Genomic DNA, 24,984 nt, shown 5'->3' with positions numbered 1-24,984 from the left:
GTTTCATGCCGCTTTATTAGGGTTAAGACAAACCATCTTGGCGGGCGTCCTTCAAGGATTTTTGCGCAAAAGTCATTGTGAAATCAGTGATCCGGGTTATTTCTGTCAAATGCCTTGTTCGGGAAATCCTTCTGCCGGGGCATCAAATAACGATTTCAAATGGGGGCCCCGTGATCGATCTTCAGGATTTCCGTGCTGCGCGCCGCGCAATTTCAGACCATATGCGCTTGACGCCGGTTTTCGCGGCCGGAATCTTTGCCGACAATACGGCTTTTGGCGGTGTTAAACATATGCCGGAGCTGTTCCTGAAGCTTGAAAACATGCAGGTCACCGGTTCTTTCAAGGCGCGTGGCGCCATGAATGCGGCACTCGCCCTTGATGCCGAAAAAAGATCGGTCGGGCTTTGCACGGCATCGGGGGGCAATCATGGCATGGGGGTGATCCATGCGGCGCGAACCCTTGGTGTGCCGGTCAAAATCTTTTTGCCAACCAATACCCCGAAGCCGAAAGTCGAAAAGCTGCGTGCGCAGGGCGTTGATGTTGCCCTGATCGGGGCGGTCTGGGATGACGCCAACCGGGCAGCAATGGACCATGCGCGTGAAAGCGGCATGGCCTATATCCATCCCTTTGCCGATCCCAAAGTAATTGCGGGGCAGGGCACCATCGCGCTGGAGCTTCTTGAGCAGCAACCTGATCTTGATACGCTTGTTGTCGCAATTGGCGGCGGGGGGCTGATTTCCGGTGTGGCAACGGCGGCGCGCCTGTTGCGGCCATCGATCCGGGTGATCGGGGTGGAACCCACCGGGGCTGCCACCCTGTTTGAAAGCATCAAGGCCAGCGAAGTCGTGACCTTGCCAAGCGTGAACACAGCGGCCACCAGTCTGGCGCCGCGTCAGTCATCGGCATTGAATATCGACCTGATTGGCAAGAATGTCGATCGCATCGCCCTTGTCAGTGACGAGGAAATGCAAAAGGCGGCAAGCTGGCTTTGGAAGGATTTGGGGATCGCAGTTGAACTTTCGGCTGCTGCCGGGATTGCCGCGATCATGACGGACCGTCTGGGGGTGGATGATCCGGGCCGGGTTGGTGTGATCATCTGTGGCACCGGAACCGACGGCATCAAGTAGGGCGAAATCGCCATAGGCTGATCATGCGGCGGGCAGGGTGTATCCTTGCCCGTTTTTGTTTGTGTGTTGGGCAAATAAAAAGGGATGAAACCGTTGGGCTTCATCCCTTTTTAAACCAGACGCCATCTGAAATCAGGTGGCGCGGAATTTTGTAGCGTCGCAAACCGCCAAAGAGCAAGAGCTCTCCGGGACGGAATTACATCTTCGGCTCGACCACCTGACGACCACGGTACATACCGGTGTTCGGGTCAATGTGGTGCGGGCGATGCAGTTCGCCGGTCTCTTTGTCTTCGCGGTACGAGCCCTTGGCGAGCTTGTCATGCGAGCGACGCATGCCCTGACGGGACTTGGTCACTTTTTTCTTTGGCACTGCCATGGGTCATCATCCTCTGGCTTGGGTAAACTCAGGCGCGCTTGTTACCTTGCGCGGTCGGGAAAGTCAACGACCAAAGTTCCAGAATCTGCATTATTTGCATTTTCCGGCCCACTTCCGGTATCAGGCGCGTCACCACCAGATTGGCCATCACGATCAACATGATGATCAATATGCGGGATCAGCCCGACATCGCGCGGATCGTCAACAATATCCGTTCGCTGGTCGTATACAACAAAGCCTGCCTTTTGGTAAGCCCCCAATGCACTTGGATGATCAAGTGTGCAGGTATTTACGGTAATCCGCGATGGTTTGAGGCTCCAGGCCGTGTCAATCGCCCAGTCCAGCAAGTATTTGCCAAAGCCTTTGCCGATGAATTCCGGGATCAGGCCCATATAATGAAGGTCAATGACCCCGTCATTTTCAAGGCCGGTCAGATCAAGCTCGCAATAGCCGGCCGGCACACCGGCAACATACAGCACATACACATGGGTATGCGGGCTTGCCAGGATCGGGGCCAGTTCATCATCGCTCATCAGGCGGCGTTGCCACCACAACCACGGTTCACCGACCGTATTATAAAGGTAGCGGTAAAATGACAATGTGGGGTCTTCGGCCCGGATGACCGCGACCTTGCCCGGTGGGATGATTGCCGGCGGGCGGTCAGGCGGGCTTTGCATTTCAAGGAAGCTTACAACAACTTCCAGCTTGCGCGGATTGGATGGGGTCATTGGTCTAAACTCTTGCGCATGATCATGTTTTGACTGTTGTCCGTTGTTTCCGGACGGGTGGCGTTGTCATGCCAGTCATAGCCGAGTTTGGCGTAAAAATCACCCGCTGTGGCATTTTCGATGGTGACGCGGACTTCTGAAAGGCCGCTGGCGCGCAGGATATCTTCGGCCAGGGTGACAAGTTCGCGTCCGATGCCAAGATTCTGCGCATCCGCCGCAATGGCCAGATAATGGATCCAGCCATGAAATTCATCATGACCGGTCATCATGGTGGCGATGATCTGGCGGGTTGACGGGTGGCGGGCGATGATCAGGCTGCCATGATCGGCATTGATGCAATTCTCGATATCTTGCCTGGCGTCGCGAATGGCAGGGATCAGGCCGGTTGCAATCCACAATGTGGTAATTGCGGCGATATCGTCGCGGGTCGGGGATTTAAGCTGCTCAAGAATGATGCCTGCTTCGTCACCGGGTGTTTTCCGACAGGGGTCAGGAAAACCGGAACCAAATTGTGACGCAGCAGGCATGTCAAACTCTCGATGCTTTAAATCTCGATACTTTAAATATGTGATCAACCCGACTGGTCGGGTTGATCGAACCGCGATCATGCAGGGCCGGTGGCAACCGGGCTGTCTTCGGTGGTGGCCCATTGCGCCCAGGAGCCGTCAAATACCGCGACCTGTTTGTTGGCAGCAATATAGGCACCCATGGCAAGAACGCAGGCGGTGACACCCGATCCGCAGGTGGTGACGATCGGCTTTTCCAGATCAACACCGGCATCTTCGAAGGCAGTGCGGATTTCGGCGGCATCCTTAAAGGTCCCATCCGCATTCAACAGCACATTGAAGGGCAGGTTGAAAGAGCCCGGAACATGGCCCGACTTGCCCCACGGGTCGGCAACTTCGCCGCGGAACCGTTCGCCCGCACGGGCATCGACAAGCTGTTCACGCTTTGTCGTGACGTTTGACATCACCTGATCAATTTCACGCAGCAGGAAGCTGTTAGCACGTGCGGTAAAATGACGTTCACGCGGCGGGGTTGGTGCATCGGTAACAGGATGGCCTTCGGCCAGCCATTTCGGCAGGCCGCCATCCAGAACAACCACGTCATTATGGCCAAAGTGACGCAGCATCCACCAGGCCCGGCAAGCAGCAAGGGCAGAACCGGTTTGACCGTAAACAACGATCCGCACCCCGTCGCCAAGGCCAAGTTTGCGGACCTTGGCCGAAAACTTGATGGCATCAGGCATCATGTGCGGCAGTGGTGCACTGTCGTCAGCGGCAATTTCATCAATATCAAAAAAGACGGCGCCTGGAATGTGCCGGGCGTCATAAATTTCGCGGGCATTTTTATTGTCGGCTGGCATGTACCAGCTTGCATCCACGACGCGCACATCTGGTGCGTCGAGGTGATCCGCCAGCCACTGGGTGGAAACCAGGGCGTCAGCCACATGGGCGGAAAGTGGGTTATTCATGGACAAGCTCCGGTTGGCAATGTGGTGGGTATTGCACGATCCCGGTTGGTCCCGGGATCATTATGTTATGGGGTCCTGATGGTCTTTGTGACTTCTTGTCGTTCAAGTTTCTAAGGACAAATTTGTAATGGCAGGAATGGCAACTGGCAACCGGCAGTCCTGCGCCTTGGCGTGATTTTCGCCAAACTGTTGCCCTGATGCGCGCAATGACCCGATATTGGTGATGTCAGCTGGCGAAAACGATGTTGATCCGCCGGTTCTGACGGCCTTTCTTTTCGATCTTTGCCACAGAAACCGGGCCGATTTCGCCGGTTTTGCGCACATGGGTGCCGCCACAGGGCTGAAAATCGATGCCTTCGATTGTAACAGTACGGATCGAATTGCCATCCATGGGTGGTTGAACCGACATGGTGCGGACAAGTTCCGGGTTGGCTTTAAGTTCGGCCACACTGATTTCACCGTCATAGACATCGGCATCGCGGGCAATCAGTTCGTTCAGTTTTTCGGTGATTTCATCCTTGTCGAGTGCGCTGTCAGGCAGATTGAAATCAAGGCGTGCCTTGTGGGCGGCGATATTGCCACCCGTAACGTCGCCTTCGATCACGGCACATAAAAGATGCAGGCAGGTGTGAAAGCGCATCAGTTTATGGCGGTGATCCCAATCAAGTTCGGCTGTGACGGCGTCACCAACGCCCGGAAGCGGATGGTTTTCATCGATGATGTGCAGGATGCGACCGGTTTCGCGGTCCTTGACGGTGGTAACGACCGGAAGAACATCCCCCGATGCGGTTTTCAAGGTGCCGATATCGCCAGTCTGGCCGCCTGCGGTGGCATAGAAAACGGTCTGATCAAGTTCGATGCCGCGATCTGAAATGCTTTGGATGGTGGCATCACAACTTCTGGCATAGGCATCTTCGCGAAACAAAAGGCGTGTCATGGTCTCGATCCCCTGGTGGTGGCGTTTCTGTGCCGATCTGCTTACGGGTCGGGGCAATTTCATGCACGAGATTGCGCATGGAAAATCGCACCAGGCGGTACCGGTCGACAATTTTGGCATGGTGGGCAATCGGCGGGGGTGTTGTCGAGATCAAATTTGCCAGATCGGATTTTCTGAGATGTAGTGATTGTTACGTAAAATAAAGATCAAAGGTTGCAATTTATACATTTTGTATGATATCTGGTTGGGTAAATCAGGAGTGGCAGCAACCTTGGCAGCAATAATTCACGTCAAACTTACGGGCGAGGGCGATTTCGGACCGGTGGATCTTGAATGTGCGATCCCACCGGCACGGTTGCCTGTGGTCATGGCGGCCCTGTTCGGGCAGCCGGCACCGGTTATGGCGTCGGCCGTACCCGGGATGCCCGCGGCGGCGCAGGGGGTGACTGCGCCGGGTTCAATGGTAACCCCACCGGCATCCCGGGCGGGGTCGGCTTCGGGGGCTGCTCCTGTTCCGGAATCCGCGTCGGGAGCCGCTGCGGCATCCGTGCCGGTATCCGTTCCGGGGGCGGATTTTGCGCATTCCGGCAATGCGCGGTACGACGGTATTCCTGCCGGTTCTGATGGCGCATCCTTTGCTGATGGTGCATCCCCGGCCGGAACGAGCGGGGCATCTGGTTCCCGTGCTGCTGATCCGGCATCGGTTGGGGTGGAAGAGTATGGCGATCACCAGCAGCCTGGTCGGTTTGATGTCGGTTACAGGCTCGTGGCGTCGATGGATATTGATCCCGGTGCATTCATTACCAGTTTCATGGGGACGCTGGGGGATCTGGTCAGGCGTCTGCAACCGCGCGGTTTTGCCGAAACCATTCTGATTGCGGCGATCTGGCTGCATTATCGCGAAGGACGGGCCATTGTGACGCGCGATGATATTCGTCGTGTCTTGCGGCGTCAGGAGCATCTTCGCATGCCGCGAAATTTCAGTCGCGATTTTCATGTTGCTGTGACGCGTGGCTACCTTGATCCGGTGGAAGGCGACGACGGTTTTGCTGTCTCGAAGGCTGGATATCAGTGGTTTCAAACGGAATGTCGAAAATGATACAAAATGTCGATAAATGTATTGACTATATGTATGGGTGATGTATCGTTTTTGCATTGGGACAGATAAAAACGGGTGGGACCAACAATGCGTGAATGGGAAGTCAGAACAAGCTGTCGTGTCTGGCGCGGTCGATATGTTATCCGCGGGGATGTTGACCGGATTGCCAACGACATTGTCGAACTTCAGCAAAACCGTTTCCCGGGGCTGGAAACCAGCAAGGTGTCGCTTCGGGTTGTGACCATGGCGGTCATGTCGGTTCTGGCCGAAGAATGCTGTGAAGACGGGGTGACGGCGGCCGAACTTTCATTTCTGTTGACCACCTGCCTTGGGATGCCGATTTCACCGGCCCGGATTGAAAAGGAAATGGAAGGCCTTTCTGGCCTTGTCTGGACCGGGGAATGGGGTGGTGAGACCCTTTATGTCATGGAAAAGCGCGGTCTGCGCTTCTTTGAAAGCGCACGTGATCTGGCGCTTACGGAAAATGGAAATCTCAGCCAGGATGATCTGAGTGCAGTTCAGGCCGCCGAAAAGTCGGACGACGTCGCACGCAAACCGATGATCAGCGCAACCATGATGAACAACAATCCGGCCCTGCATGCGCGCTATCGTGTTGTCAGCTAAGACTGGTTGTCAGCTGAGGCTGGCGGCACAGGACAGTCCGTCGGTTTCATCAGGTGATCACGCACCCGCCATCTTTTGGCGGGTGTTTCTATTTCGGGGCGTGTCGCAAAACACGCTTGACCGATCCGGATTTGCGCCATATGCATTTGGGCATGGAAAACGTATTTGCACAGTTCAACTCGTATTATCCGCTGCACACATAGTGCGGCGCCTGTTGACGTGTTTTTATAAAACCAAGACCGGCTGCCCCAGGGCGGCCTTTGTTTTTTCCATAAACCGGTTTGCCCGAGGTGGCCCCACCATCAAGGAAAACCGACATGACGATATCCCAACCTGTTGACCAACCAGCTTCGCCGCAAAATGCCAGCGAGGTAACCCAGAACGGTTTTGCATCCGATGCGTTGCTTGCGTTGCATGCACGGGGCTTTATCCATCAATGCACATCCTTTGCCGGGCTGGATCGTATTCTTGCCGGTGAAGAGGCCGTGCCGGTTTACATCGGATTTGATGCCACGGCGGATAGCCTGCATGTCGGGCACCTGTTGCCGATCATGACATTGCGCTGGTTGCAGCGCCACGGTCACAAACCGATTGTGCTGGTGGGTGGTGGTACGACCCGCATCGGCGATCCCAGTTTCCGGTCCGAAGCACGCCCGATCCTGACCGACGAACAGATCGCGGCAAACATCAATGGCATTCGCAAGGTGTTTGGACGGTTCCTGCGTTTCGGGGACGGTCCGAGCGATGCGGTTCTGGTCAATAATGCCGACTGGCTTGATCAGCTTGGCTATGTTGACCTTTTGCGTGATATCGGGCGGCATTTTTCGGTCAACCGGATGCTGTCCTTTGACTCGGTGAAATCAAGGCTCGAACGGCAGGAAAGCCTCAGCTTCCTTGAATTCAACTACATGATTTTGCAGGCGTTCGATTTCCTTGAACTGTCGCGTCGTTTCGGATGCCGGGCCCAGATGGGCGGGGGCGATCAATGGGCCAATATCATCAATGGTGTTGATCTGGTGCGCCGGGTTGATGGCAATGAGGTGTTTGGCATGACCGCACCGCTTCTGACCACCGCATCAGGTGTAAAGATGGGCAAAACTGCCGCCGGGGCCGTGTGGCTGAATGCCGATCGGTTGAGTGCCTTTGACTACTGGCAGTTCTGGCGCAATTGCGAGGATGGGGACGTTGGTCGTTTCCTGCGGCTGTTCACCGATCTGCCATTGCTCGATATCGAACAGCTTGAACAGCTTTCAGGCGCAGCAATCAACGAAGCCAAGATTGTTCTGGCCGATGAGGCGACCCGTCTGGCCCATGGCGAATTTGAACTCGAAGCCGTGAAGTCCGCCGCCAGTGGGGTGTTTGGTGCGAATGGCGATCTTAACGGCCTGCCGACGCTGGAATTCACCGCCCATGCGCTTAAGGACGGCATCGGGATCTTGGCCCTGATTGTCATGGCCGGATTTGCCAAAACCAACAGCGAAGCCCGCCGTCTGGTCGAAGGCGGGGCCGTGCGGATTGATGACAAGCAAATCACCGACCCGGAACATCACGTCCTGAATTACGCGTTTGATGATTGGGAACTGTTGCAGCTTTCCGTTGGCAAGAAACGCCATGCTGCAATCAAACGGGTCGGATGATGGTCTTGCCATGAAAGTGCGATATATCCTGGGCAGGTGTCAGAACAGCGACATCTGCCCGTCTGCACTGGGACGTTTGAAGCCGCTGCAATCAAGGTCGAGCGACCGGCCGGTAAGTCCATATTTCTTGCGGGCCAGGGCAAATCGATGAGCAATCAGATCCGCGACCGGGCCGGTGCCGCGCATGCGGTTGCCAAATTCCGACTGATATCGTTCGCCGCCGCGCATCTGGCGGACCAGCGACATGACCTTGTTCTTGCGGTTCGGATAATGGGCACTCAGCCATTCTTCAAACAGATCTGCGATTTCAAGCGGCAGGCGCAGGACGATATGGCTGATTGATGATGCCCCGGCATCGGCACAGGCCGCGGCGATTTTTTCGATTTCCATGTCATTAAGCCCGGGAATGATCGGGGCGGCCAGCACGGTGACGGGGATGCCAGCATCCGAAAGCTTTCGAATGGCTTCAAGCCGGCGATGCGGCGCCGATGCGCGCGGTTCCAGCAAATTGGACAGGCGGTGATCAAGGCTTGTGACCGATACCGCGACCGACGCACGGTTCAGGGCCGCCATCGGTGCAATCAGATCAATGTCGCGCGTCACCAGTGCGCTTTTGGTGATCAGCGAAAAAGGATGCTGGCAATCGGCCAATACGCGGATGATATCGCGGGTCAGTTTCTTGTCGCGATCAACCGGCTGATAGGGATCGGTACTGGTGCCGATCACAATCGGTTCGGGGTGATAGCTTTTTGAAGACAGTTGCTTTCGGAGCAAGCTGGCGGCTTCTGGCTTCCAGAACAGCTTGGTTTCAAAGTCCAGCCCCGGCGACAGGCCAAGATAGGCGTGTGTTGGTCGGGCAAAGCAATAGACACAGCCATGTTCACAGCCGCGATAAGGGTTGATCGACCGATCAAATGGCACATCCGGGCTTTGGTTCTTTGTAATGACAGACCGCGCACCATCGATACCAAGGGTGGTTTTGGTACGTGGGGCGTCCTGATCTTCCATCAATGTGCCCAGCCATCCATCATCAATGGCCTGATGGGTATGGCGTTCAAATCGCCCGTCAATATTGGAAACCGCACCGCGTCCCTTTTGTCCGCGGGCAGGCAAGATGTTCAGATCAGTGGCTGCCATTGACCATCCATCATCAAAAATGGCGGTAGGGGGCTGATCCGGGCTATGGGCGATGTTGTTCTTCATGTGAACATAATAAAGAACAAAATAGGAACATTCAAGTCAGAGCCGCGATCATCGAACTGTGCGATGTCAGGTCAGGGGCAAGTCGTGCCGTTTGTCGTGATTGACCCGGTAATGGTGTAGGTGCTGACAATATAACATCTGGCGATGTTGGATGTATTTCCGGTGCCCGACAGGTTGTTGATCGTCACCCCACCGGCAAGCAAGATATAATGTTGATCCGTCGTCAGGATTGATCCGGTCATCGAGACAGAGTTGTTATTCACGCTTATGTTCGAATTGTTGTCCGTGAATGCAATGAACTGACCGGTGCTGCCATTGGCGACAATGGATACATCATTGCTGTCAATGGTGATGTTATGGCTGTTCTTGATCAAGAAGGCTGATGCGGTTGATGCACTTACAGTGCTGGTCAGCGTATTGTCGCGAATTGTGACATTCTGCTTGCCATCTATATGCGCGATAACGGTGCTTCCAGCGCGGTTGATGCTTGCCGTTACGCCGATCAGGCTGCTGTTGTCAGCCATTTCAAAAAACCGGTTGGGGCCGCCAGAGCCATTGTCACCTTCGCCCGAGATTGACGCATCCGGTATGGCAACCGTCACGGATCGTCCCGTCGGGGTTTTAATGGCAAGTGTGCCGCCCCCGACAATGGTTTGACCATCCTGAACGGTTGTCATGGAATTAATGGATGTGTAGTTGCCGCTCAATATGACGGTGGAGTTTGTGCCCGCATTGGCAATGGCGGTGGCAAAATCGGCAGCCGATGTTGAGTCGCTGTTCAGAAGCGTGATCGTCTCCCCGTCCGCTGTTTGGGTGATTTCGCTTGCATCTGAAAACTGTCCGGCCTGGCTGACGACATCAATGTCGCGGATGATCGGATCTGTCATGCGGCGTTCCATCGCCGTCAGACGTGGTTTTGGTGCGCCGCCAAACCCCTGTAACGGGATGCGAAGGCGGAAGCTGGCGAAGCCTTGCGTACCGCGCGGACTGTCATGCTGAATTTCAGCCCCGAGGGAGAAACGAGATCCTTCCCACAAGAAGGGGACCTCGTCAAAGGTCAGGTCCAGTCGCCCGCGTGGTCCCTGCACGGTATCAACATTGTTTTCGGTAAAGCGATATCCACCCGCATAGGCCCGAAGCTGTTGTCCGGCATCATCTTCAAATAAGGGAATGCGCCAGCCAATTTCGCCGTCAAAGCCGCTTAATGCCCGTTCTTCGCCCTGACGGTACATCAGGGTGGTGCCGCTTACATCGACAGTGCTCAGACTGTCTTCCATATATTGTGTGGTGCCGACCGGGAGATAGGCATTGGCGCGAAAGTCCCAATCAAGTGACAGGGCCTCAGCGCCGAAGGTCAATTGGTTGAACTTGTTGCCATATGGGCTGTGGCGGCGGTCAAAATAGCCATAGCCACCAATGTTCCATCCGGCATCAAGCATCTGACGGATGCCGAGACCAAAGTTTCCTTCGTGACTGTTATTGTCATCCATGCGGGCACGAATGCTGGTGAAGGTCAGGGTGTCATCGTCCTGCCAAAGCGGAATGAACAGGTCTGTTTCACCAAGATTGCGGTCGGTGCCTGCCTTGCCTTCAAGGTCGATGTGACCACCCCATTTGTCGGCTGTTTGTGACGCATCGGCATGGGCAACGGAGGATGCAATAAAGGTTGCGGCAAACAGGAATGCGGGGCGAATGATGTGGCTGGTGTGCATGTTCAATCTGGTCAGCAGGGCTCAATGTGCTACAGCAATTTGCTGATGCACTGATGAGGCGTTGGGATCTGTCAGCTCGTGGGGAAATTTGTGCCCCGGGCGTGTATGGCTTTCTGCCAAATCACTTTTTGTTCGGAAAAACCGTAATGCTGCCAGCAGGGCGGGGCCAGTTCTATTCTTTATCATTTTTCCAAAAGTTATCATCTTCCCTGAACGGCAATGGGGCTGGTGTCAGGGAAAATGTCATGGTCACAATCATTTTCTTGCCGCAACACAGGGCGGAGCTATAGTCGAGATGCGCAAGCCACCCCGCGCAACCGCGACGCAAGGAGCCGCCCCATGGATTGGACGCATATTTTAAGTTTTGCACTTGTTACATCGCTTCTGGTGATGTCACCCGGGCCCAACGGTGTGCTGGTTGCCAAAACGGTTCCGACATCGGGGCGTGCTGCCGGATTTGCCAATGTCGCCGGATTTGTCACGGCGTTTTACATTCACGGCACCTTATCAATATTGGGTATTTCGGTCATTCTGGTGCAATCGGCACAGGCTTTCATGATCGTCAAACTGCTTGGGGCGGCGTATCTGTGCTGGGTCGGGTTCAAGGCGCTGCGCGAAGCCTGGCGCGGGGTGAAAACGGTGCGGCCTGTCACGCCAGCAAAACGCAAGCGGACCCTGATCATGGCGTTTGGTGAAGGGTTCCTGACCAATGCGCTGAACCCGAAAGTGTCGATTTTCTATCTTGCGGCATTTCCGCAATTCATTCCGACCGGTGAAGGGGCGGTTTCAGCAGCCTTCATGCTGGTCTGTGTCCATGCGGCGATCAATGCCGTTTGGTTCGGGGCGATTATTCTTCTTCTGGCCAAACTGACCCGTTTTGCCGGCAGTGGCCGTTTTCAGCGGGTGCTCAAGGCAACCACGGGGGCGGTATTCATCGCGTTTGGGGTGAAGCTGGCGACATTCCGCCCATAAGAACGGATGCCGTTGTCATTCTGACCCGCCGGTTTTAAATCGGCGGGTTTGTTATTTGCGCACAATGATCAGGGCCATGACCGCGCAGAACAGGGCAAACAGGATATCGCTGGCAGCGATGCTGCCAATAACCATTGCCTCAAAGCTGGCGACCGGAAGAATGATTGATGCCAGAACCAGAAAGACCGGGTTAAGCAGTTTCTGTTTCATGTCACGCGCCCCCGTACATGGTGGTAATCAGCAATATTCCAAGCGCCATAAACCCGCAAAGCGCGGTCAGGATCACGCCGGTTTTAAGGACAACCGACAACACCGGGCCTTCCTTGCCAGACAGGCCAACAGTTGAGCAGCCAACAAGAATTTTGGAAGGTGCCAGCATGCTGCCAAGCGACGCCCCGGTTGCCTGGGCGGCAAGGATCAGGGCCGTGGAAAGCCCCGAAAGTTCGGCGGTATGACGCTGGAACATGCCAAACACCACGTTGGAATTGTTGGTGCTGCCGGTCATGAAGGCACCAAGCGCGCCGATTGCCGGTGAAATCACCGGATAGGCGACGGCAAAGGCACCGGAAAAGATCGCGGCACCACCTTCGGCAAGGGCATAGGTCATGCCCGCATGATCCATGATGATGGCAAGTCCAATAACCGGCACCATGCCAATACTGGTCGGAAGGCCGCTTTTGAGCGTGCGTTGCCAGATCCGCTTGCCAATCCCGTCATCATAGCGACCGCGCAATTTGAAAAAGGCAAAGCTGATGGCCGCGGTATAAAGCAGAAGCGCACCCGGATGGCCGAAAATGGCAATCGCCTTGGCACTTTCCGCACCAATGACCCAGCCAAGCGAAGTCGATGTTTCCGGGAAATCAAGGGTGAAGCGGACTTTGCCCAGGAAGTCCTCAACCCCCGGCGCAAAGGTCGCCACGGTCACCAGCACGATAAAGACCAGATAAGGTGTCAGCGCCTCGATCAATGGCATGTGGGCATGATCATCATGAACCTGCTCGGCGACATCATCGGGATGGGATTTCCAGAACCGGGTGACGATGATCGATGTTACAAGCCCCGCAATACCGCCGGTCAATCCACCAAGCGTCCAGACACCGTAATTGGCCATGCAATATTGCACGACGCCCATCACGCCCGAAATCAGAACCAGCGGGACAATCCGCCGGCGAATGGTGCGAAAACCGCCATCAAGCCACAAGACTGCCGCCCCGCAAGTAAAGCCGGACAGGCCAAGCAGAATGGCCGAATAGTGCGTCAGTTCGGTGCCCGGAATACCCGTTACACCAATCAATGCTTCAAACGATGTTGCCATATTGCCAAACAGCACCGACCAGCTATGACCGATCATGGGGGCAGCAACCGCCAGCACCGGCGAAAAGCCCATGCCCAGAAGCAGTGGTGCGACCACGGCAATCGGAACGCCGAACCCGGCAACCCCTTGCAGGAAGCTTGCAAAAACATAGCCGAGAATAAGTAGTTGAAGCGGTCGATCATCGGTCAGGGAGCGGATGGCACGCCCGATGGTTTTGATCGCACCGGCTTCTTCGGCCGCGAAGTAAAGGATCAGGGCCGCCCAGACGATATAAAGGATATAAAGTGCCAGCATCACGCCCTTGGCCTGGGCGATGACGAGCATGTCGGTTGGTGCACCAAAGAAAAACACGGCGATGACGGCGGTGACAAACCACGCAGCCGCGCCGGCACGCGCAGCCCCCCAGTTCATCTTGATCATCAGAAACAGGATGGTTGCGATCGGCAACGCGGCCAACAAAAAGTCGCTCATGGGTGGCGCACCATAACCTTTTGAAAAAATGGGGCTGCCGTCGATGACGTCGACGGGATGCGCATATTGTCCGAGCTATGATGCAAGCGCAAGTAGTGGAAATCTGGTATTTCGTATGATGAAATCAAAACGCCGGGTTCGGAAGGAGCCCGGCGTTTTGATGTGATTGATCGCATTGCGTAAATTCGTGATCAGGCGCAGTCTTTATTGTCGCCTTGTGCGTTCATTTCACCAAACAGTTCGGCGGCAATGGCAAAGGATTTCTGACGCGCGGCCTGATCATAGATGTTGGCGGTAACCATGATTTCATCGGCCTTTGTCATATAGGCAAATTCGCGCAATTTTTTGCGAACCGTGTCACGCCCGCCAATTGCGGCATAACGCATGGCGTGATCAACACCGGCCTTTTCAACCCGGTTCCAGATTTCGCCCATATCCTTGACCGGTTTGGGTAACTGGCCCGGCGTGCCACGCCGCAGGTTCAGGAATTGCTGCTGCATCGAGGTCGCCAGATATTCGCCTTCCTCGTCGGTGTCAGCAGCAAAGAATCCCATGGCGGCAATGGCATAGGGTTTATCAAGCTGTTCGCTTGGCTCGAACCGGTGACGATAAAGCGACAGCGCATCCATCAGCATGTCAGGCGCAAAATGCGATGCAAAGGCAAAGGGCAGGCCAAGGCGTGCCGCAAGATCAGCCGAAAACAGGCTGCTTCCCAAAAGCCACATCGGGACTTGCGATCCGTAGCCCGGAACGGCGCGGATCGGCGGATTGCCTTCAAGCGGGGCGAGGAACGCCTGGACCTGCAATACATCCTGAATAAAGCGTTCTTCGGACCCGTGCATGTCACGGCGAAGGGCGGCGGCGGTGCGCTGATCGGTACCCGGTGCGCGACCGATGCCCAGATCAATCCGCCCGGGATGCAGTGCATCAAGGGTTCCGAATTGTTCGGCAATCACCAGCGGCGCATGGTTGGGCAACATCACGCCACCTGAACCGACACGGATGGTTTTGGTGCCCGCCGCCACATGGGCCATCACGACCGAGGTCGCCGCACTGGCAATACCGGGCATATTGTGATGTTCGGCCAGCCAATAGCGATGATAGCCAAGCTTTTCGGCATGTTGGGCAAGATCAAGTGTATTGCGAAGCGCATCAGAGGGATGTTCGCCCGCATTCACCGGGCAAAGATCAAGAAGGGAATATCGTAGCATCAGCCAGACTTTCGGTTTGGCGCCGACATCGCATTTGCGGGGCGCCTGATTTCACAGTTGGCATTAATCTAGCCCGAAATCATCGTCTTGCCAGTCCTGTTATGGCTCAATCATCGTCGGGTTCGGAAAATGACCGATGGGCGGCCAGGGTGCGGCTGACGAAATTGCGAAGGGCGATGGAAATGTCGTTGCTGCGATAGGCCAGCGACAATTCGGCAATCGGGACTTCACCATCAATTTCGCGATAGACAACCCCATTGGCCTGAAGCTGCGTCATGGGTTTGGGCACCAGTGAAAAACCAAGTTCAGCTGCCACAAAGTTGATGACCGATCCAAGCTGCGGGGCGATCTGGCCCATTTGGGGTTCGAACCCGGCATTGCGGCATGCACTGACCACCTTGTCATAATGGGTCGGGCCGACGTCGCGCGGGGTCAGGATCAGGGCATCATCGCGCAATTGAGAAAGTGAGACTTTATCACGTTTTGCCGCCGGATGCCCGGCAGGCAACACCACAACCATCGGACCGGACGAAATCACATGCAGACGAATGCCGTCATCGGCAATGGCATCCTGACGCAGGAAAACAGCATCAAGCTGTTCTTCCTTAAGCCGGGTGACAAGCTGGGCCGAGTTGCTTTCTTCGAGCGTCATCTCAACAGCCGGAAAGGCACGCCTGAAATCGCGAAAGACACCGGGAACCGACGGGCTAAAGGCCGCCGATGCGGTAAAGCCAACCCGGATGGTGCCGGTTTCACCGCGCCCGGCGCGACGGGCAGCACGAATGGCCCGTTCAGCAAGGTCGGGGAATTGGGCGACCACGTCATGGAATGCTGCCCCGGCCTCGGTCAGTTCGGCGCCATGGGGCACACGATGAAAAAGGGCGGTACCGATTTCGGTTTCAAGATCGCGGATCTGTTGACTAAGCGGAGGCTGACCGATGCCGATCCGCGCAGCCGCACGGGTAAAATTGCCTTCACGGGCAACAGCCAGAAAGTAACGGATATGGCGCAGTTCCATCGGTGGTATATCCAAAACATATCAAAAATGACTGTTTCATATATTGGACGGATGGCGCGTGGAATGCAATCATAAGCACACCCCACGAACCCTTCCAAAAGAGGTCGCAAATGTCTGTTTCTCGGGATCAAAAACCTGAGCCACATTCAAACGTCGCTGCTGATACGGCGGATAATGACAGCACGTCCCCCCAATGTGCTGAAAGCCCGCTCGCGTCCACCAATGCGCAAATGTCATCCGAACCGGTCTGGATCAGTCCGGGGTCGGCGGCATTCCGCCGTATCAGTGTTGCCCTTTTCCTTGCAGGCTATGCGACCTTTTCCCTGATTTATTGCGTGCAGCCGCTTTTGCCGGAACTGGCCAGTCATTTTGGTGTCGGACCGGCGGAAAGTTCATTGGCATTGTCACTGACGACCGGGTTCCTGGCCTTTGCCATTTTGCTGGCCGGTGCGGTATCGGAAGCCGCCGGGCGCAAACAATTGATGCTGGTGTCAATGTGTGTGGCATCGATCCTGAACCTGATTGCGCCGTTTTTGTCAGACTGGCATGCCTTTCTGGTGTTGCGTGCGCTTGAGGGGCTTATTCTTGGTGGTGTGCCTGCGGTTGCCATGGCCTATCTGGCCGAAGAAATTGACCCCAAGGGGCTGGGCATGGCGATGGGCATCTATATCAGCGGGACCGCAATCGGGGGCTTGAGTGGCCGCGTTGTGATCGGTTTTCTGACCGACATGTTTGGCTGGCATACCGCCCTTGGTGCGATGGGGGCGTTCGGTTTGCTTGCGGCCCTTGGTTTTGCTGTTTTGTTGCCGGCATCGCGCAACTTTGTCCGGCGTCCGGGATTTCAGGTGCGTTATCACCTGCGGGCCTGGGGCGGGCATCTTAAACATGCGGGCCTGCCTTATGTGTTTCTGATTGGCGCCTTTGCCATGGGGTGTTTTGTCACGGTATTTAACTATGTCGGGTTCCGGCTTTCTGATGAACCCTATAGCCTGAGCCAAAGTCAGATCGGCCTGATCTTTGTTGTCTATCTGTGCGGGTCGGTGATGTCGTCGATTGCCGGGGCGCTTTCCGACCGGCTGGGCCGCGGGCCGGTGCTGGTGGTTGGTGTGCTGCTGGCCGGGCTTGGTGTTGTTCTGACCATGCTTGACAGTCTGGGCGGGATCATTGGCGGCATTGTGGTTTTGACCAGCGGCTTTTTCGTTGCCCATTCGATTGCCAGTGGCTGGGTCGGTCGTCTTGCCGAAACGTCAAAGGGCCATGCATCATCGCTGTATCTTCTGGCCTATTATCTGGGATCAAGCATCATGGGATCGGTTGGCGGATGGTTCTGGGATCACGGGGGATGGAACGCGGTGGCGGGATTTGCCGTGGCGTTGCTGTTCTGTGCCTTGCTGTGCGGTATCCATCTGTGGCGGCTGGCCGCCAAGGCATCGGGTGATCGCGGTCAGGATGCCGGTGGAAATGCCGTAAAGGGTGAACTGGTCGATGCGACCTGATGGCGGAAAAAAATCGCGCACTTATAACAAAACCCCGCCAGAATATCTGGCGGGGTTTTGCGTTTCAGACATCAAATGGTCCTAGAGCCAGTCGGGGCTCGGCAAACCTTTTTCCTTAAGGAAAGTCGGGTTCCAAAGTTTGCTTTGATAGCGGGTACCAAGATCACACAGAACGGTGACGATGGTTTTGCCCGGGCCGAGTTCGCGGGCAAGGCGCACTGCACCAGCAATGTTGATCCCGGTCGAACCGCCCATGCACAGGCCTTCTTCCTTAAGCAGGTCAAAGACGATCGGCAGCATTTCCTCGTCGGAAATCTGGAACGGGTGGTCAATCTCGATGCCTTCAAGGTTCGCAGTGATGCGGCCCTGGCCGATCCCTTCGGAGATTGAGCTGCCTTCGGATTTCAGTTCGCCGAATTTATAGTGGCTGTAAAGTGCCGCACCCATCGGATCAGCAAGGCCGATCTGGATGTTCTTGTTGCGCTCTTTCAGGCCCATCGACACACCGGCAAGCGTGCCGCCGGTGCCAACGGCACAGATAAAGCCATCAATCTTGCCATCGGTCTGTTCCCAGATTTCGGGGGCCGTGGTGTCGATATGACCCTGACGGTTGGCAACGTTGTCAAACTGGTTGGCCCAGATTGCGCCATTGGGTTCGGTTTTTGCCAGTTCTTCGGCCAGACGGCGCGATACGTGAACATAGTTGTTCTGATCGCGATAGGGGACGGCCGGAACTTCGCGCAGATCCGCACCCAGAAGACGCAGAAGATCTTTCTTTTCCTGGCTCTGGGTTTCCGGGATGACGATAACGGTGCGATAGCCAAGGGCATTGCCGACAACAGCAAGGCCGATACCGGTATTGCCGGCCGTACCTTCGACGATAACGCCGCCCGGTTTCAAAAGGCCGCGGGCCTCTGCGTCGCGGATGATGGCAAGAGCCGCACGGTCTTTGACAGAGCCGCCCGGGTTTGCGTATTCCGCCTTGCCAAGAATGGTGCAACCCGTCAGCTCGGAAACCTTTTTCAGTTTCACAAGCGGGGTGCGGCCAATGGCTTCGATGGTGCCATTGCGAATGTCCATGACAGACTCCAAACGTGGTGAGTTCAAAATTTGATTAGTTGTTGATTGGGGCTTTATTACACAAAAGTCAAGATGGTTTGAAAATTATAACGCAAAGTTTGTGTGAAATATATCATATCTCCGAATATCCGGAAAATCCCCTAGACGCCTGCTTCTCTGCGGATGCGGTCGCGATGAAGCATAAGCCATTGTACGGCAATCGTCGCTGTTGCATTGCAGAGTTGTCCATTCTGCAACATGGCAAAGCATTCATCGGCACTGACGGTAAAAACGCGAATGTCTTCGCCTTCTTCTGCAAGACCGTGAATGCCACCGGCTTTGGATGTGTCAACTCGTCCGTAATACATGGTCACTGTCTCGCTTGAGCAGCCCGGTGTGACATAATATCGCGAAATCAGTTCAAGCGGGCCGATGATTTCACAACCGGCTTCTTCGATCGTTTCGCGGCGTGCGACGTCTTCTGCGTTTTCGCCGTCTTCGATAATGCCGGCAACAATTTCAGTCAGCCAGACCGGCATGTCCGGATAATGGTTTTGGACCGACAGGGTGCCGGGGCGAAACTGTTCAATCAGGACTACCTCGTCGCGCACCGGGTCATAGGGCAGAAGTGCGACGGCATGACCGCGTTCAAGAACTTCGCGTTCAAGGATCGCGCTTTTGCCGCCATCGAATTTGTCATGTTGCAGCCGATAGACATCAAGTTTGAAATATCCATCCCAGCCGCGTTTTTGGTCAAGAATGTGAAATTGTCGTGGGCGTGCGTGTTTTTGTTCGGTCATTGTCCGTATATCAGGCTAAAGGGTTTACAATGCAAAAGGAGAGTGGTCTAAGACAATCTAAACTCATGGTAATATTTTTTTATTCTTATGTATGTATTTGGTGAATCTCAAGGTGGTGGGCGGCCTGAACCTGCTGTTTGCGGGGTGTTCGTAGGGATAGGTAGGGCATCCCTCGGTTTTAATTATACCTGAACTGTTGTAGTATTTAAGGCACCAATCAAGCCGCATGGTGGCATATCATGTGGTTTTGGATTTCAGGGTTTCGGGGGAAACAAGACGTTGATGCGGTTCGAGCCAACAGAAATCGCACGTCTGTATGGACGATCACGCGTAGGAGTTGTCGTACACAAGGACTTGCAGGCTGTGTATGTCAATGATGCCTATGCGAAGATGTTGGGGCGCCGTGATGTCCAGGATTTCATGAGCGAACCTGACATGCGTCAATATATCCCGCCAAGTTTCCACCACGAAGCTGAAAAGCTGGCCGAAGGGTTCCAGGAAAGCAACGGATTTCACGGCTGGAAGAAGGTCTATAACATCCGTACCGACGGCACCCCGGTCTGGATGGAAATCAGCGACGAAACCGTGGAATGGGATCAGGGCAATGCAGTCCTGACCACAGCGCAAATGATCGACAATGGCACAACCGCCATGCAGGTTGATCACATGCTGGGGCGGTCCTTTATCGGGGTCATGGTTCATCGCAACATGACGGCGTTATATGTCAATGATGCGTTCGCCCATCTGATGGGGGCGGAAAATGCCAGCAAATTCATGGAAAATCCCAATGTTTTGCGGTTTATCCCCGAACAAAACCGCCCGCGCGCCCTTAAACATGTTGCCGGTATCCTGAGCGGGGAACGCCACGGCGATCGCCACCGGGTGCGCGACATTCTTGATGATGGCAGTTCCGTCTGGCGCGATCTGACGGACGAGCGCATTTTGTGGCACGATGGCAAGCCGGCTGTTTTGACGACAGCGCATGATGTGCGCGACGAAGTCGAAATGAATGACGAACTTGTGCGTGCAAAGGCAAGTCTTGAACATGCCGTGACCGAGGTGATCCGGCTTGTGCCATCGGCGGTGGCGATGCTTGACGAAGATTTGCATGTCATCAATCACAACTATGAATTTGCCAGGATGTTCGGTGTGCCCAATACCGATGGCGATGCACCGGCATTTGATATATCGGCACTTTATGAATGCTGTGCGCGGATGAAGCTGAACGGGCACGGTCATTCGACACTTGATGAAATGCAAACCCCGTCCGGGCGTTTGGCCGACATTCGCATGAATATGATGGATGGCGGCGGGATCATGGTGTCGGCGACCGATATCACCGATCACAAGCGCAAGGAGCAGATGCTTGATACCCTTGCATCAACCGATCCGCTGACACGTGCGCTTAACCGGCGCGGCTTTGAAATTGCGGTCAGTCGCCTGCGCGAAATTCGCCATCTTAAGGATAAAAGCTGGGTCTTTGGTCTGATCATTCTGGATCTGGATTATTTCAAGGACATCAACGACACATATGGACATGCGATTGGTGACCGGGTGCTTGAAAAGGTGGCCGAAACCCTGCGTCAGGCCCTGCGCGACGATGATCTTGTTGTGCGTCTCGGGGGTGAAGAATTTGCCGTTCTTCTGCCATCTGCAACAGCGGCGGTGACGAAACGGATCGGTGAACGTCTGTCGAATATGATCCGCGCGATTGAAGTCCCGGTATCCAAGGGCAGCAAGGAACTCGTCAAGGTGACGGCAAGTTTCGGGGCCACCGTTGGCGGTGAAGGCCGGCATAAATCTGTTGATCTGGCCGATGCGATGGCACTGGCCGATGAAGCAATGTATGAGGCCAAGGATGCCGGCCGCGATCGCATGATTTTCAAAACCTTTGAACGTGATCCTGAAAACTAGGGGCTGTTTCGGGCAGACGCCTTTGACGGCGGACTTGATCACATGCGCGATTGATGCTTTTTCTTTTCCAGCGACAGGTTGTTGCGATTTGCCCCGTCCTTTGGTGCCACACCATTGACGATCAGGAGAGCGAAGCATGATTGTCCGTGCCATGACCCCACAAGACGGGGCATCAGTGATCGAGATTTATGGGCGCGGGATCCGCACCGGAAACGCAACGTTTCAGGATCATCCCGGGACGTGGGATGATTGGGATAGCGGACATTTGAATGAATGCCGTCTGGTTGCCTGTGATCAAACGGACCAGGTTGTTGGCTGGGCCGGGTTGTCCGGGGTTTCAAGTCGCTGTGTTTATCGCGGTGTTGCCGAAATATCGGTCTATGTCGATCCCGACGCCCAAGGAAAGGGGATCGGAACCGCATTGCTTGGTGCCCTGATTGCGGCAAGCGAGGACCAAGGTATCTGGTCGCTTGAGGCCGGTATTTTTCCGGAAAATATCGCAAGTATCGCACTTCATAAACGGCACGGATTTACCGAAGTCGGTTTGCGTCGCGGACTCGGCCGTATGGGATACGGTCCGATGGCCGGGCAGTGGCGCGATGTCATGCTGTTGCAACGGCGCAGCACGACGGTTGGTGTTGATTAACACAGCAGCAATTTGCGCCAAACGCCGGGTTTGAGCGGTTTTCTGCGATCGGCCAAGGCCTTTTGCCGGTTTGGTTGCGCGTTGCGTAAAAACACGTAGATGCCCTTTAAATTCGGCCGGTGATAGGGTAATCAACAGTCAGAACCCGCGAAACCGCATAACCGACAATATTCAGTTCAAACACACTGAACAGATCAAACAGGAGAGCGCCACCGTGAACGAGATCAGCAAACTTGCGCCGGTCGCAATCTGGGAAAATTTCCAGAAACTTTGTGATACGCCACGCCCGTCAACCAAGGAAGAAGCAGTGCTTCAGCTGCTTGAAAAAATGGCGGATGACAAGGGGCTTTCGCATTTCCGTGACAGTGGCCAGAACCTTGTGATCAGTGTTCCGGCAACACCGGGTTACGAAAATCGCAAAATGACGATCCTTCAGGCGCATGTGGATATGGTCACCCAGGCCAATTCCGGTTCGACCCATAATTTTGACACGGACCCGATCCGGATGCAGATGGACGGGGAATGGATCACGGCCGACAACACCACCCTTGGTGCCGATAACGGTATTGGTGCTGCTGCCATGATGGGCTTCATGACCGAAGACGGGCTTGAGCACGGACCGCTTGAATTGCTGTTTACGGTCGACGAGGAGCGCGGCCTGACCGGTGCAATGAATCTGGAGCCGGGGCGTCTTAAGGGTGAAATCCTTCTGAACCTTGATACCGAAGATGAATATGAACTGTGTGTCGGGTGTGCCGGTGGGGGCGATCTTGTTGCGACCTTCAATTACAGCCCCGACGCAATCGGTGCCGGATATGTGGCCCGCGACATTGCGCTGACCGGGCTTAAGGGTGGTCATTCAGGCATCGATATCATTCTTGGTCTGGGCAATGCCAACAAGCTGATGGCACGTTTCCTGCGCACGGCCATTCGCGATTTTGATGCCCGGATCGTTGCGATCAATGCGGGTACGGCGCGAAATGCGATCCCGCGTGAATCCTTTGCCACCATTGTTCTGCCCGAAAGTAAGATTGGCGGATTTGATACCGCGCTTAAGGCATTTGCCGGCGATGTCCGTGATGAAATTGGCGCGATTGAGCCGAATTTCGCGATTGCATCGAAAGATGCCGATTTGCCGGAAACGGCAATGAGCCCAGCCGATTCAAAGAAATTCAACAATGCCTGTGTCGGTGCGCCCAATGGTGTCCAGGCCATGAGCACATCGGTTGAAGGAGTGGTTGAGACGTCGATCAACCTGGCGATTGTCAAGGTAGCGGACGGCACGGCCAAGGTGACCTTGTCTGCGCGCAGTTCGATCAATTCGGCCCGTGATGCCATTCGCGAAGCGGCAACTGCGGTGTTTGAGCTGATTGGGGCGAGTGTGGCGTGGGGGGATGCCTATCCTGGCTGGAAACCCAATGCCAATAGCGAAGTTGTCGAAATGATGAAGTCGGTACATCGCGACATGTTTGGCAAGGATCCGGAAATTCGCGTGATCCATGCCGGTCTTGAATGCGGTGTTCTTGGTGCGAAATACCCGCATTGGGACATGGTTTCGTTTGGCCCGACCATCAAGCGCGCACACAGCCCGGATGAATGTGTCCATGTGCCCAGTGTCGCACGTTTCTGGGATTATCTGCTTGCGGCCTTGAAAGCGATCCCGACCAAGGGGTAAGTGCCCGCCTGGGCGCAAACGGGACCTACAGATTAGAAGTCTGTTGTGCGACTGACCGGAATGTTTCGGTCAGTCGCATTTGTTTGTAGCACACCAGTTATCGCGCGCAGTCGATCCGTTGCCCGGAACCAGCGCATCAAGGTTCACAAAGCCGTTTTCGCCAATTGTGGTTTCAACCTCAATCCAGAAACCCTGACTGTCACCGGCAATATAAACCGTTTCAAAACGCGTCAGACGCCGGATGATTTTGTTATTCACACTTGGCCCGTCACGCATATTGAGAAGTTCGCGATCCACGTAATAGGGATCGCGATCCTCACCGATCAGTTGTTTGACCTGCTTGGTGATCTGGCTGCCCTGTTTTGCCATCAGTTCGGGGATCTCGCGGGTGACAAATCCCTGACCCGGGCCAAATGCCAGAAGGCCTGCAAAAATCAGAACAAATAACGGGCTCAGATGCAAAAGTGCATCAAGCATCCCTGCGCGTTTCCATTCATCGCGGACACGCCGGGTTGGGCTGCCATCTTCAAGACGGCGCAAGCTGGCACGGATTTGCTCGGCAAGAACCGATCTGTTGGTGCCGATGAAATCAAGCGCCTGCATCAATACTGCGCGGGCAAGCGGCTTGTTACCGGCGCGTTCAAAGGCATTGGCATGGGCAAACAGCATTTTGGCGTTGCCTTCGGGCGGGAAGGTGCCGCCGCGCATGTTGCCAAGAATGGCTTTCCATGCCGGGACGATGCTGCGCCATCCCCAGAATCCGCGAAGCCATGTAATGAAACTTGCCTTAAGCGCCATCCGCTTTGCCCCCTTGGGGGCTAAATTGGCGGTAAGCGTTTCGGTTTTGCAGGAATTCAGGAAGCCGCGGACGATCTTGAATTCGACCTGCCTTGGCTGGGCCGAAACCACACCGGTTGCCGCACAGGCGATAAAACCCTGGGCGTTGCTATCGGTTTTTTTGCGGTTATGGCGCCGGGCGCCGGGATGGATGTTGCTTTTGCGCGTGCCGGTTTTGGCTTGCTGTTCGCGATAGGCCTGATTGGCGCGGGCGGTTTTTTCGTCCGTACCGGTCTTGGCCTTTTCCTGTTTGCGTCCGGTTCCGGCAAAGCCTTGTCTGGTGCGGTTCGCATTTTGCGCACCGGCTGCATTCGGGCCATAGCCGGATGCAGTTGGCTTTTCAGACGCGGCAGTTTTGCCCTTTGTGCCGTCATTAGGCCGACTGGTGTTATTGCCCGATGGCTGTGCAGGGGGCTTGCGTTCACCAATCAGGATTTCATAGGCCTCGGTGATGTCCTTGAATTTTTCTTCGGCATCAAGATCGGTGTTGCGGTCCGGATGATATTCAAATGCCAGTTTGCGATAGGCGAGCTTGATTTCCTTGGCGCTCGCGCCTGGCGCAATGTTCAGCATGCTGTAATAGAGGCCAAGACGATCCTTGTTCATGTCTTATGTAGATTCCTGTCCTGACAAACGTTCCGGTGCGCGCGATC

General features: G+C 55.2%; 23 protein-coding genes. 9 read left to right on the top strand and 14 right to left on the bottom strand.

The window, feature by feature from the left end; genetic code table 11:
• Positions 1-170 precede the first annotated feature (170 nt).
• Positions 171-1,127 (top strand): threonine/serine dehydratase, encoded by a 957-nt coding sequence (locus SIB88_RS14085; RefSeq protein WP_412558317.1) that lies wholly within the window; start codon positions 171-173, stop codon positions 1,125-1,127.
• A gap of 196 nt (positions 1,128-1,323) precedes the next feature.
• Here the strand turns inward: SIB88_RS14085 and rpmF are convergent, their stop codons facing one another.
• The 5 genes from rpmF to SIB88_RS14060 all read right to left on the bottom strand — a co-directional run bounded on the left by rpmF (position 1,324) and on the right by SIB88_RS14060 (position 4,642).
• Positions 1,324-1,503, bottom strand: coding sequence for a 50S ribosomal protein L32 (gene rpmF / locus SIB88_RS14080; protein ID WP_007090029.1), 180 nt, complete (start codon positions 1,501-1,503; stop codon positions 1,324-1,326).
• Positions 1,504-1,544: 41 nt separating this feature from the next.
• Positions 1,545-2,231 carry a GNAT family N-acetyltransferase gene (locus SIB88_RS14075; protein WP_206927458.1) on the bottom strand — a complete coding sequence of 229 codons (687 nt, stop codon included), beginning with the start codon at positions 2,229-2,231 and terminating at the stop codon, positions 1,545-1,547.
• The gene (locus tag SIB88_RS14070) at positions 2,228-2,758 is read right to left on the bottom strand and encodes a GNAT family N-acetyltransferase (RefSeq protein ID WP_412558316.1); all 531 of its coding nucleotides are present in this window, start codon (positions 2,756-2,758) and stop codon (positions 2,228-2,230) included. Before SIB88_RS14070 ends, SIB88_RS14075 begins: the two co-directional genes overlap by 4 nt.
• Positions 2,759-2,835: 77 nt before the next feature.
• Positions 2,836-3,705: a sulfurtransferase gene (locus tag SIB88_RS14065; RefSeq protein ID WP_289078221.1), complete on the bottom strand. Its 870-nt coding sequence runs from the start codon at positions 3,703-3,705 to the stop codon at positions 2,836-2,838.
• Positions 3,706-3,931: 226 nt separating this feature from the next.
• Positions 3,932-4,642, bottom strand: coding sequence for an alanyl-tRNA editing protein (locus tag SIB88_RS14060; protein WP_288349775.1), 711 nt, complete (start codon positions 4,640-4,642; stop codon positions 3,932-3,934).
• A gap of 271 nt (positions 4,643-4,913) precedes the next feature.
• Between SIB88_RS14060 and SIB88_RS14055 the strand changes: the two genes are divergently transcribed.
• From SIB88_RS14055 to tyrS, 3 genes are all read left to right on the top strand, one after another.
• Positions 4,914-5,741, top strand: coding sequence for a hypothetical protein (locus SIB88_RS14055; RefSeq protein WP_412558315.1), 828 nt, complete (start codon positions 4,914-4,916; stop codon positions 5,739-5,741).
• Positions 5,742-5,828: 87 nt separating this feature from the next.
• The gene (locus tag SIB88_RS14050; protein WP_068519303.1) at positions 5,829-6,365 is read left to right on the top strand and encodes a hypothetical protein; all 537 of its coding nucleotides are present in this window, start codon (positions 5,829-5,831) and stop codon (positions 6,363-6,365) included.
• 317 nt (positions 6,366-6,682) lie between these two features.
• Positions 6,683-8,002, top strand: coding sequence for a tyrosine--tRNA ligase (gene tyrS / locus SIB88_RS14045; protein WP_412558314.1), 1,320 nt, complete (start codon positions 6,683-6,685; stop codon positions 8,000-8,002).
• Positions 8,003-8,041: 39 nt separating this feature from the next.
• Here the strand turns inward: tyrS and SIB88_RS14040 are convergent, their stop codons facing one another.
• Together SIB88_RS14040 and SIB88_RS14035 are read right to left on the bottom strand one after the other, a co-directional pair.
• A complete protein-coding gene (locus SIB88_RS14040; protein ID WP_412558313.1) occupies positions 8,042-9,139 on the bottom strand; it encodes a PA0069 family radical SAM protein in 1,098 nt (365 codons plus the stop codon).
• Between the two features lie 137 nt (positions 9,140-9,276).
• Positions 9,277-10,917, bottom strand: a complete 1,641-nt coding sequence (locus SIB88_RS14035) for an inverse autotransporter beta domain-containing protein (protein WP_412558312.1) — start codon at positions 10,915-10,917, stop codon at positions 9,277-9,279.
• Between the two features lie 339 nt (positions 10,918-11,256).
• Between SIB88_RS14035 and SIB88_RS14030 the strand changes: the two genes are divergently transcribed.
• A complete protein-coding gene (locus SIB88_RS14030; protein WP_068519306.1) occupies positions 11,257-11,889 on the top strand; it encodes a LysE family translocator in 633 nt (210 codons plus the stop codon).
• Positions 11,890-11,940: 51 nt separating this feature from the next.
• Here SIB88_RS14030 and SIB88_RS14025 read toward each other — a convergent pair whose 3' ends face one another.
• The 4 genes from SIB88_RS14025 to SIB88_RS14010 form a co-directional block, all read right to left on the bottom strand.
• A complete protein-coding gene (locus tag SIB88_RS14025) occupies positions 11,941-12,099 on the bottom strand; it encodes a hypothetical protein (protein WP_412558311.1) in 159 nt (52 codons plus the stop codon).
• A gap of 1 nt (position 12,100) precedes the next feature.
• Positions 12,101-13,675: an L-lactate permease gene (locus SIB88_RS14020; protein ID WP_412558310.1), complete on the bottom strand. Its 1,575-nt coding sequence runs from the start codon at positions 13,673-13,675 to the stop codon at positions 12,101-12,103.
• 191 nt (positions 13,676-13,866) lie between these two features.
• Positions 13,867-14,886, bottom strand: coding sequence for an LLM class flavin-dependent oxidoreductase (locus tag SIB88_RS14015; protein WP_228195322.1), 1,020 nt, complete (start codon positions 14,884-14,886; stop codon positions 13,867-13,869).
• A 106-nt stretch (positions 14,887-14,992) separates the two neighbouring features.
• Positions 14,993-15,904 (bottom strand): LysR family transcriptional regulator, encoded by a 912-nt coding sequence (locus SIB88_RS14010; protein ID WP_412558309.1) that lies wholly within the window; start codon positions 15,902-15,904, stop codon positions 14,993-14,995.
• A 230-nt stretch (positions 15,905-16,134) separates the two neighbouring features.
• On the opposite strand from SIB88_RS14010, the gene SIB88_RS14005 reads away from it, so the two are divergent.
• Positions 16,135-17,400, top strand: coding sequence for an MFS transporter (locus SIB88_RS14005; RefSeq protein WP_242512844.1), 1,266 nt, complete (start codon positions 16,135-16,137; stop codon positions 17,398-17,400).
• An 81-nt stretch (positions 17,401-17,481) separates the two neighbouring features.
• On the opposite strand, the gene SIB88_RS14000 is transcribed toward SIB88_RS14005, so the two are convergent.
• Both SIB88_RS14000 and SIB88_RS13995 read right to left on the bottom strand, forming a co-directional pair.
• Positions 17,482-18,480 (bottom strand): cysteine synthase A, encoded by a 999-nt coding sequence (locus tag SIB88_RS14000; protein ID WP_101246065.1) that lies wholly within the window; start codon positions 18,478-18,480, stop codon positions 17,482-17,484.
• Between the two features lie 140 nt (positions 18,481-18,620).
• The gene (locus SIB88_RS13995) at positions 18,621-19,259 is read right to left on the bottom strand and encodes an NUDIX domain-containing protein (protein WP_286884782.1); all 639 of its coding nucleotides are present in this window, start codon (positions 19,257-19,259) and stop codon (positions 18,621-18,623) included.
• A 282-nt stretch (positions 19,260-19,541) separates the two neighbouring features.
• On the opposite strand from SIB88_RS13995, the gene SIB88_RS13990 reads away from it, so the two are divergent.
• From SIB88_RS13990 to SIB88_RS13980, 3 genes are all read left to right on the top strand, one after another.
• Entirely contained in the window at positions 19,542-21,173 is a 1,632-nt protein-coding gene (locus SIB88_RS13990) for a diguanylate cyclase (RefSeq protein WP_068519313.1), read from the top strand.
• Between the two features lie 136 nt (positions 21,174-21,309).
• The gene (locus tag SIB88_RS13985) at positions 21,310-21,819 is read left to right on the top strand and encodes an N-acetyltransferase family protein (protein WP_412558308.1); all 510 of its coding nucleotides are present in this window, start codon (positions 21,310-21,312) and stop codon (positions 21,817-21,819) included.
• Positions 21,820-22,033: 214 nt separating this feature from the next.
• A complete protein-coding gene (locus SIB88_RS13980; RefSeq protein ID WP_412558307.1) occupies positions 22,034-23,494 on the top strand; it encodes an aminoacyl-histidine dipeptidase in 1,461 nt (486 codons plus the stop codon).
• 69 nt (positions 23,495-23,563) lie between these two features.
• Here the strand turns inward: SIB88_RS13980 and SIB88_RS13975 are convergent, their stop codons facing one another.
• Complete coding sequence (locus SIB88_RS13975; RefSeq protein ID WP_412558306.1) at positions 23,564-24,937, bottom strand: DnaJ domain-containing protein; 1,374 nt, start codon at positions 24,935-24,937, stop codon at positions 23,564-23,566.
• Between the last annotated feature and the right edge of the window lie 47 nt (positions 24,938-24,984).

Origin of the sequence: Thalassospira sp. MIT121401 (genome assembly GCF_047125595.1) — a bacterium.
Lineage (GTDB): Bacteria > Pseudomonadota > Alphaproteobacteria > Rhodospirillales > Thalassospiraceae > Thalassospira > Thalassospira povalilytica.
The sequence above is the reverse complement of the archived record's forward strand: the minus strand, read 5'-3'. Positions and strand labels throughout refer to the sequence as shown.

Excerpts from the sequence above, each read along its gene's own strand:
- rpmF (WP_007090029.1), bottom strand. The coding sequence starts at position 1,503 with ATGGCAGTGCCAAAGAAAAAAGTGACCAAGTCCCGTCAGGGCATGCGT.
- SIB88_RS14075 (WP_206927458.1), bottom strand. The coding sequence starts at position 2,231 with ATGACCCCATCCAATCCGCGCAAGCTGGAAGTTGTTGTAAGCTTCCTT.
- SIB88_RS14070 (WP_412558316.1), bottom strand. The coding sequence starts at position 2,758 with ATGCCTGCTGCGTCACAATTTGGTTCCGGTTTTCCTGACCCCTGTCGG.
- SIB88_RS14065 (WP_289078221.1), bottom strand. The coding sequence starts at position 3,705 with ATGAATAACCCACTTTCCGCCCATGTGGCTGACGCCCTGGTTTCCACC.
- SIB88_RS14060 (WP_288349775.1), bottom strand. The coding sequence starts at position 4,642 with ATGACACGCCTTTTGTTTCGCGAAGATGCCTATGCCAGAAGTTGTGAT.
- SIB88_RS14050 (WP_068519303.1), top strand. The coding sequence starts at position 5,829 with ATGCGTGAATGGGAAGTCAGAACAAGCTGTCGTGTCTGGCGCGGTCGA.
- tyrS (WP_412558314.1), top strand. The coding sequence starts at position 6,683 with ATGACGATATCCCAACCTGTTGACCAACCAGCTTCGCCGCAAAATGCC.
- SIB88_RS14040 (WP_412558313.1), bottom strand. The coding sequence starts at position 9,139 with ATGGCAGCCACTGATCTGAACATCTTGCCTGCCCGCGGACAAAAGGGA.
- SIB88_RS14035 (WP_412558312.1), bottom strand. The coding sequence starts at position 10,917 with ATGCACACCAGCCACATCATTCGCCCCGCATTCCTGTTTGCCGCAACC.
- SIB88_RS14030 (WP_068519306.1), top strand. The coding sequence starts at position 11,257 with ATGGATTGGACGCATATTTTAAGTTTTGCACTTGTTACATCGCTTCTG.
- SIB88_RS14025 (WP_412558311.1), bottom strand. The coding sequence starts at position 12,099 with ATGAAACAGAAACTGCTTAACCCGGTCTTTCTGGTTCTGGCATCAATC.
- SIB88_RS14020 (WP_412558310.1), bottom strand. The coding sequence starts at position 13,675 with ATGAGCGACTTTTTGTTGGCCGCGTTGCCGATCGCAACCATCCTGTTT.
- SIB88_RS14015 (WP_228195322.1), bottom strand. The coding sequence starts at position 14,886 with ATGCTACGATATTCCCTTCTTGATCTTTGCCCGGTGAATGCGGGCGAA.
- SIB88_RS14010 (WP_412558309.1), bottom strand. The coding sequence starts at position 15,904 with ATGGAACTGCGCCATATCCGTTACTTTCTGGCTGTTGCCCGTGAAGGC.
- SIB88_RS14005 (WP_242512844.1), top strand. The coding sequence starts at position 16,135 with ATGTCATCCGAACCGGTCTGGATCAGTCCGGGGTCGGCGGCATTCCGC.
- SIB88_RS14000 (WP_101246065.1), bottom strand. The coding sequence starts at position 18,480 with ATGGACATTCGCAATGGCACCATCGAAGCCATTGGCCGCACCCCGCTT.
- SIB88_RS13995 (WP_286884782.1), bottom strand. The coding sequence starts at position 19,259 with ATGACCGAACAAAAACACGCACGCCCACGACAATTTCACATTCTTGAC.
- SIB88_RS13990 (WP_068519313.1), top strand. The coding sequence starts at position 19,542 with ATGCGGTTCGAGCCAACAGAAATCGCACGTCTGTATGGACGATCACGC.
- SIB88_RS13985 (WP_412558308.1), top strand. The coding sequence starts at position 21,310 with ATGATTGTCCGTGCCATGACCCCACAAGACGGGGCATCAGTGATCGAG.
- SIB88_RS13975 (WP_412558306.1), bottom strand. The coding sequence starts at position 24,937 with ATGAACAAGGATCGTCTTGGCCTCTATTACAGCATGCTGAACATTGCG.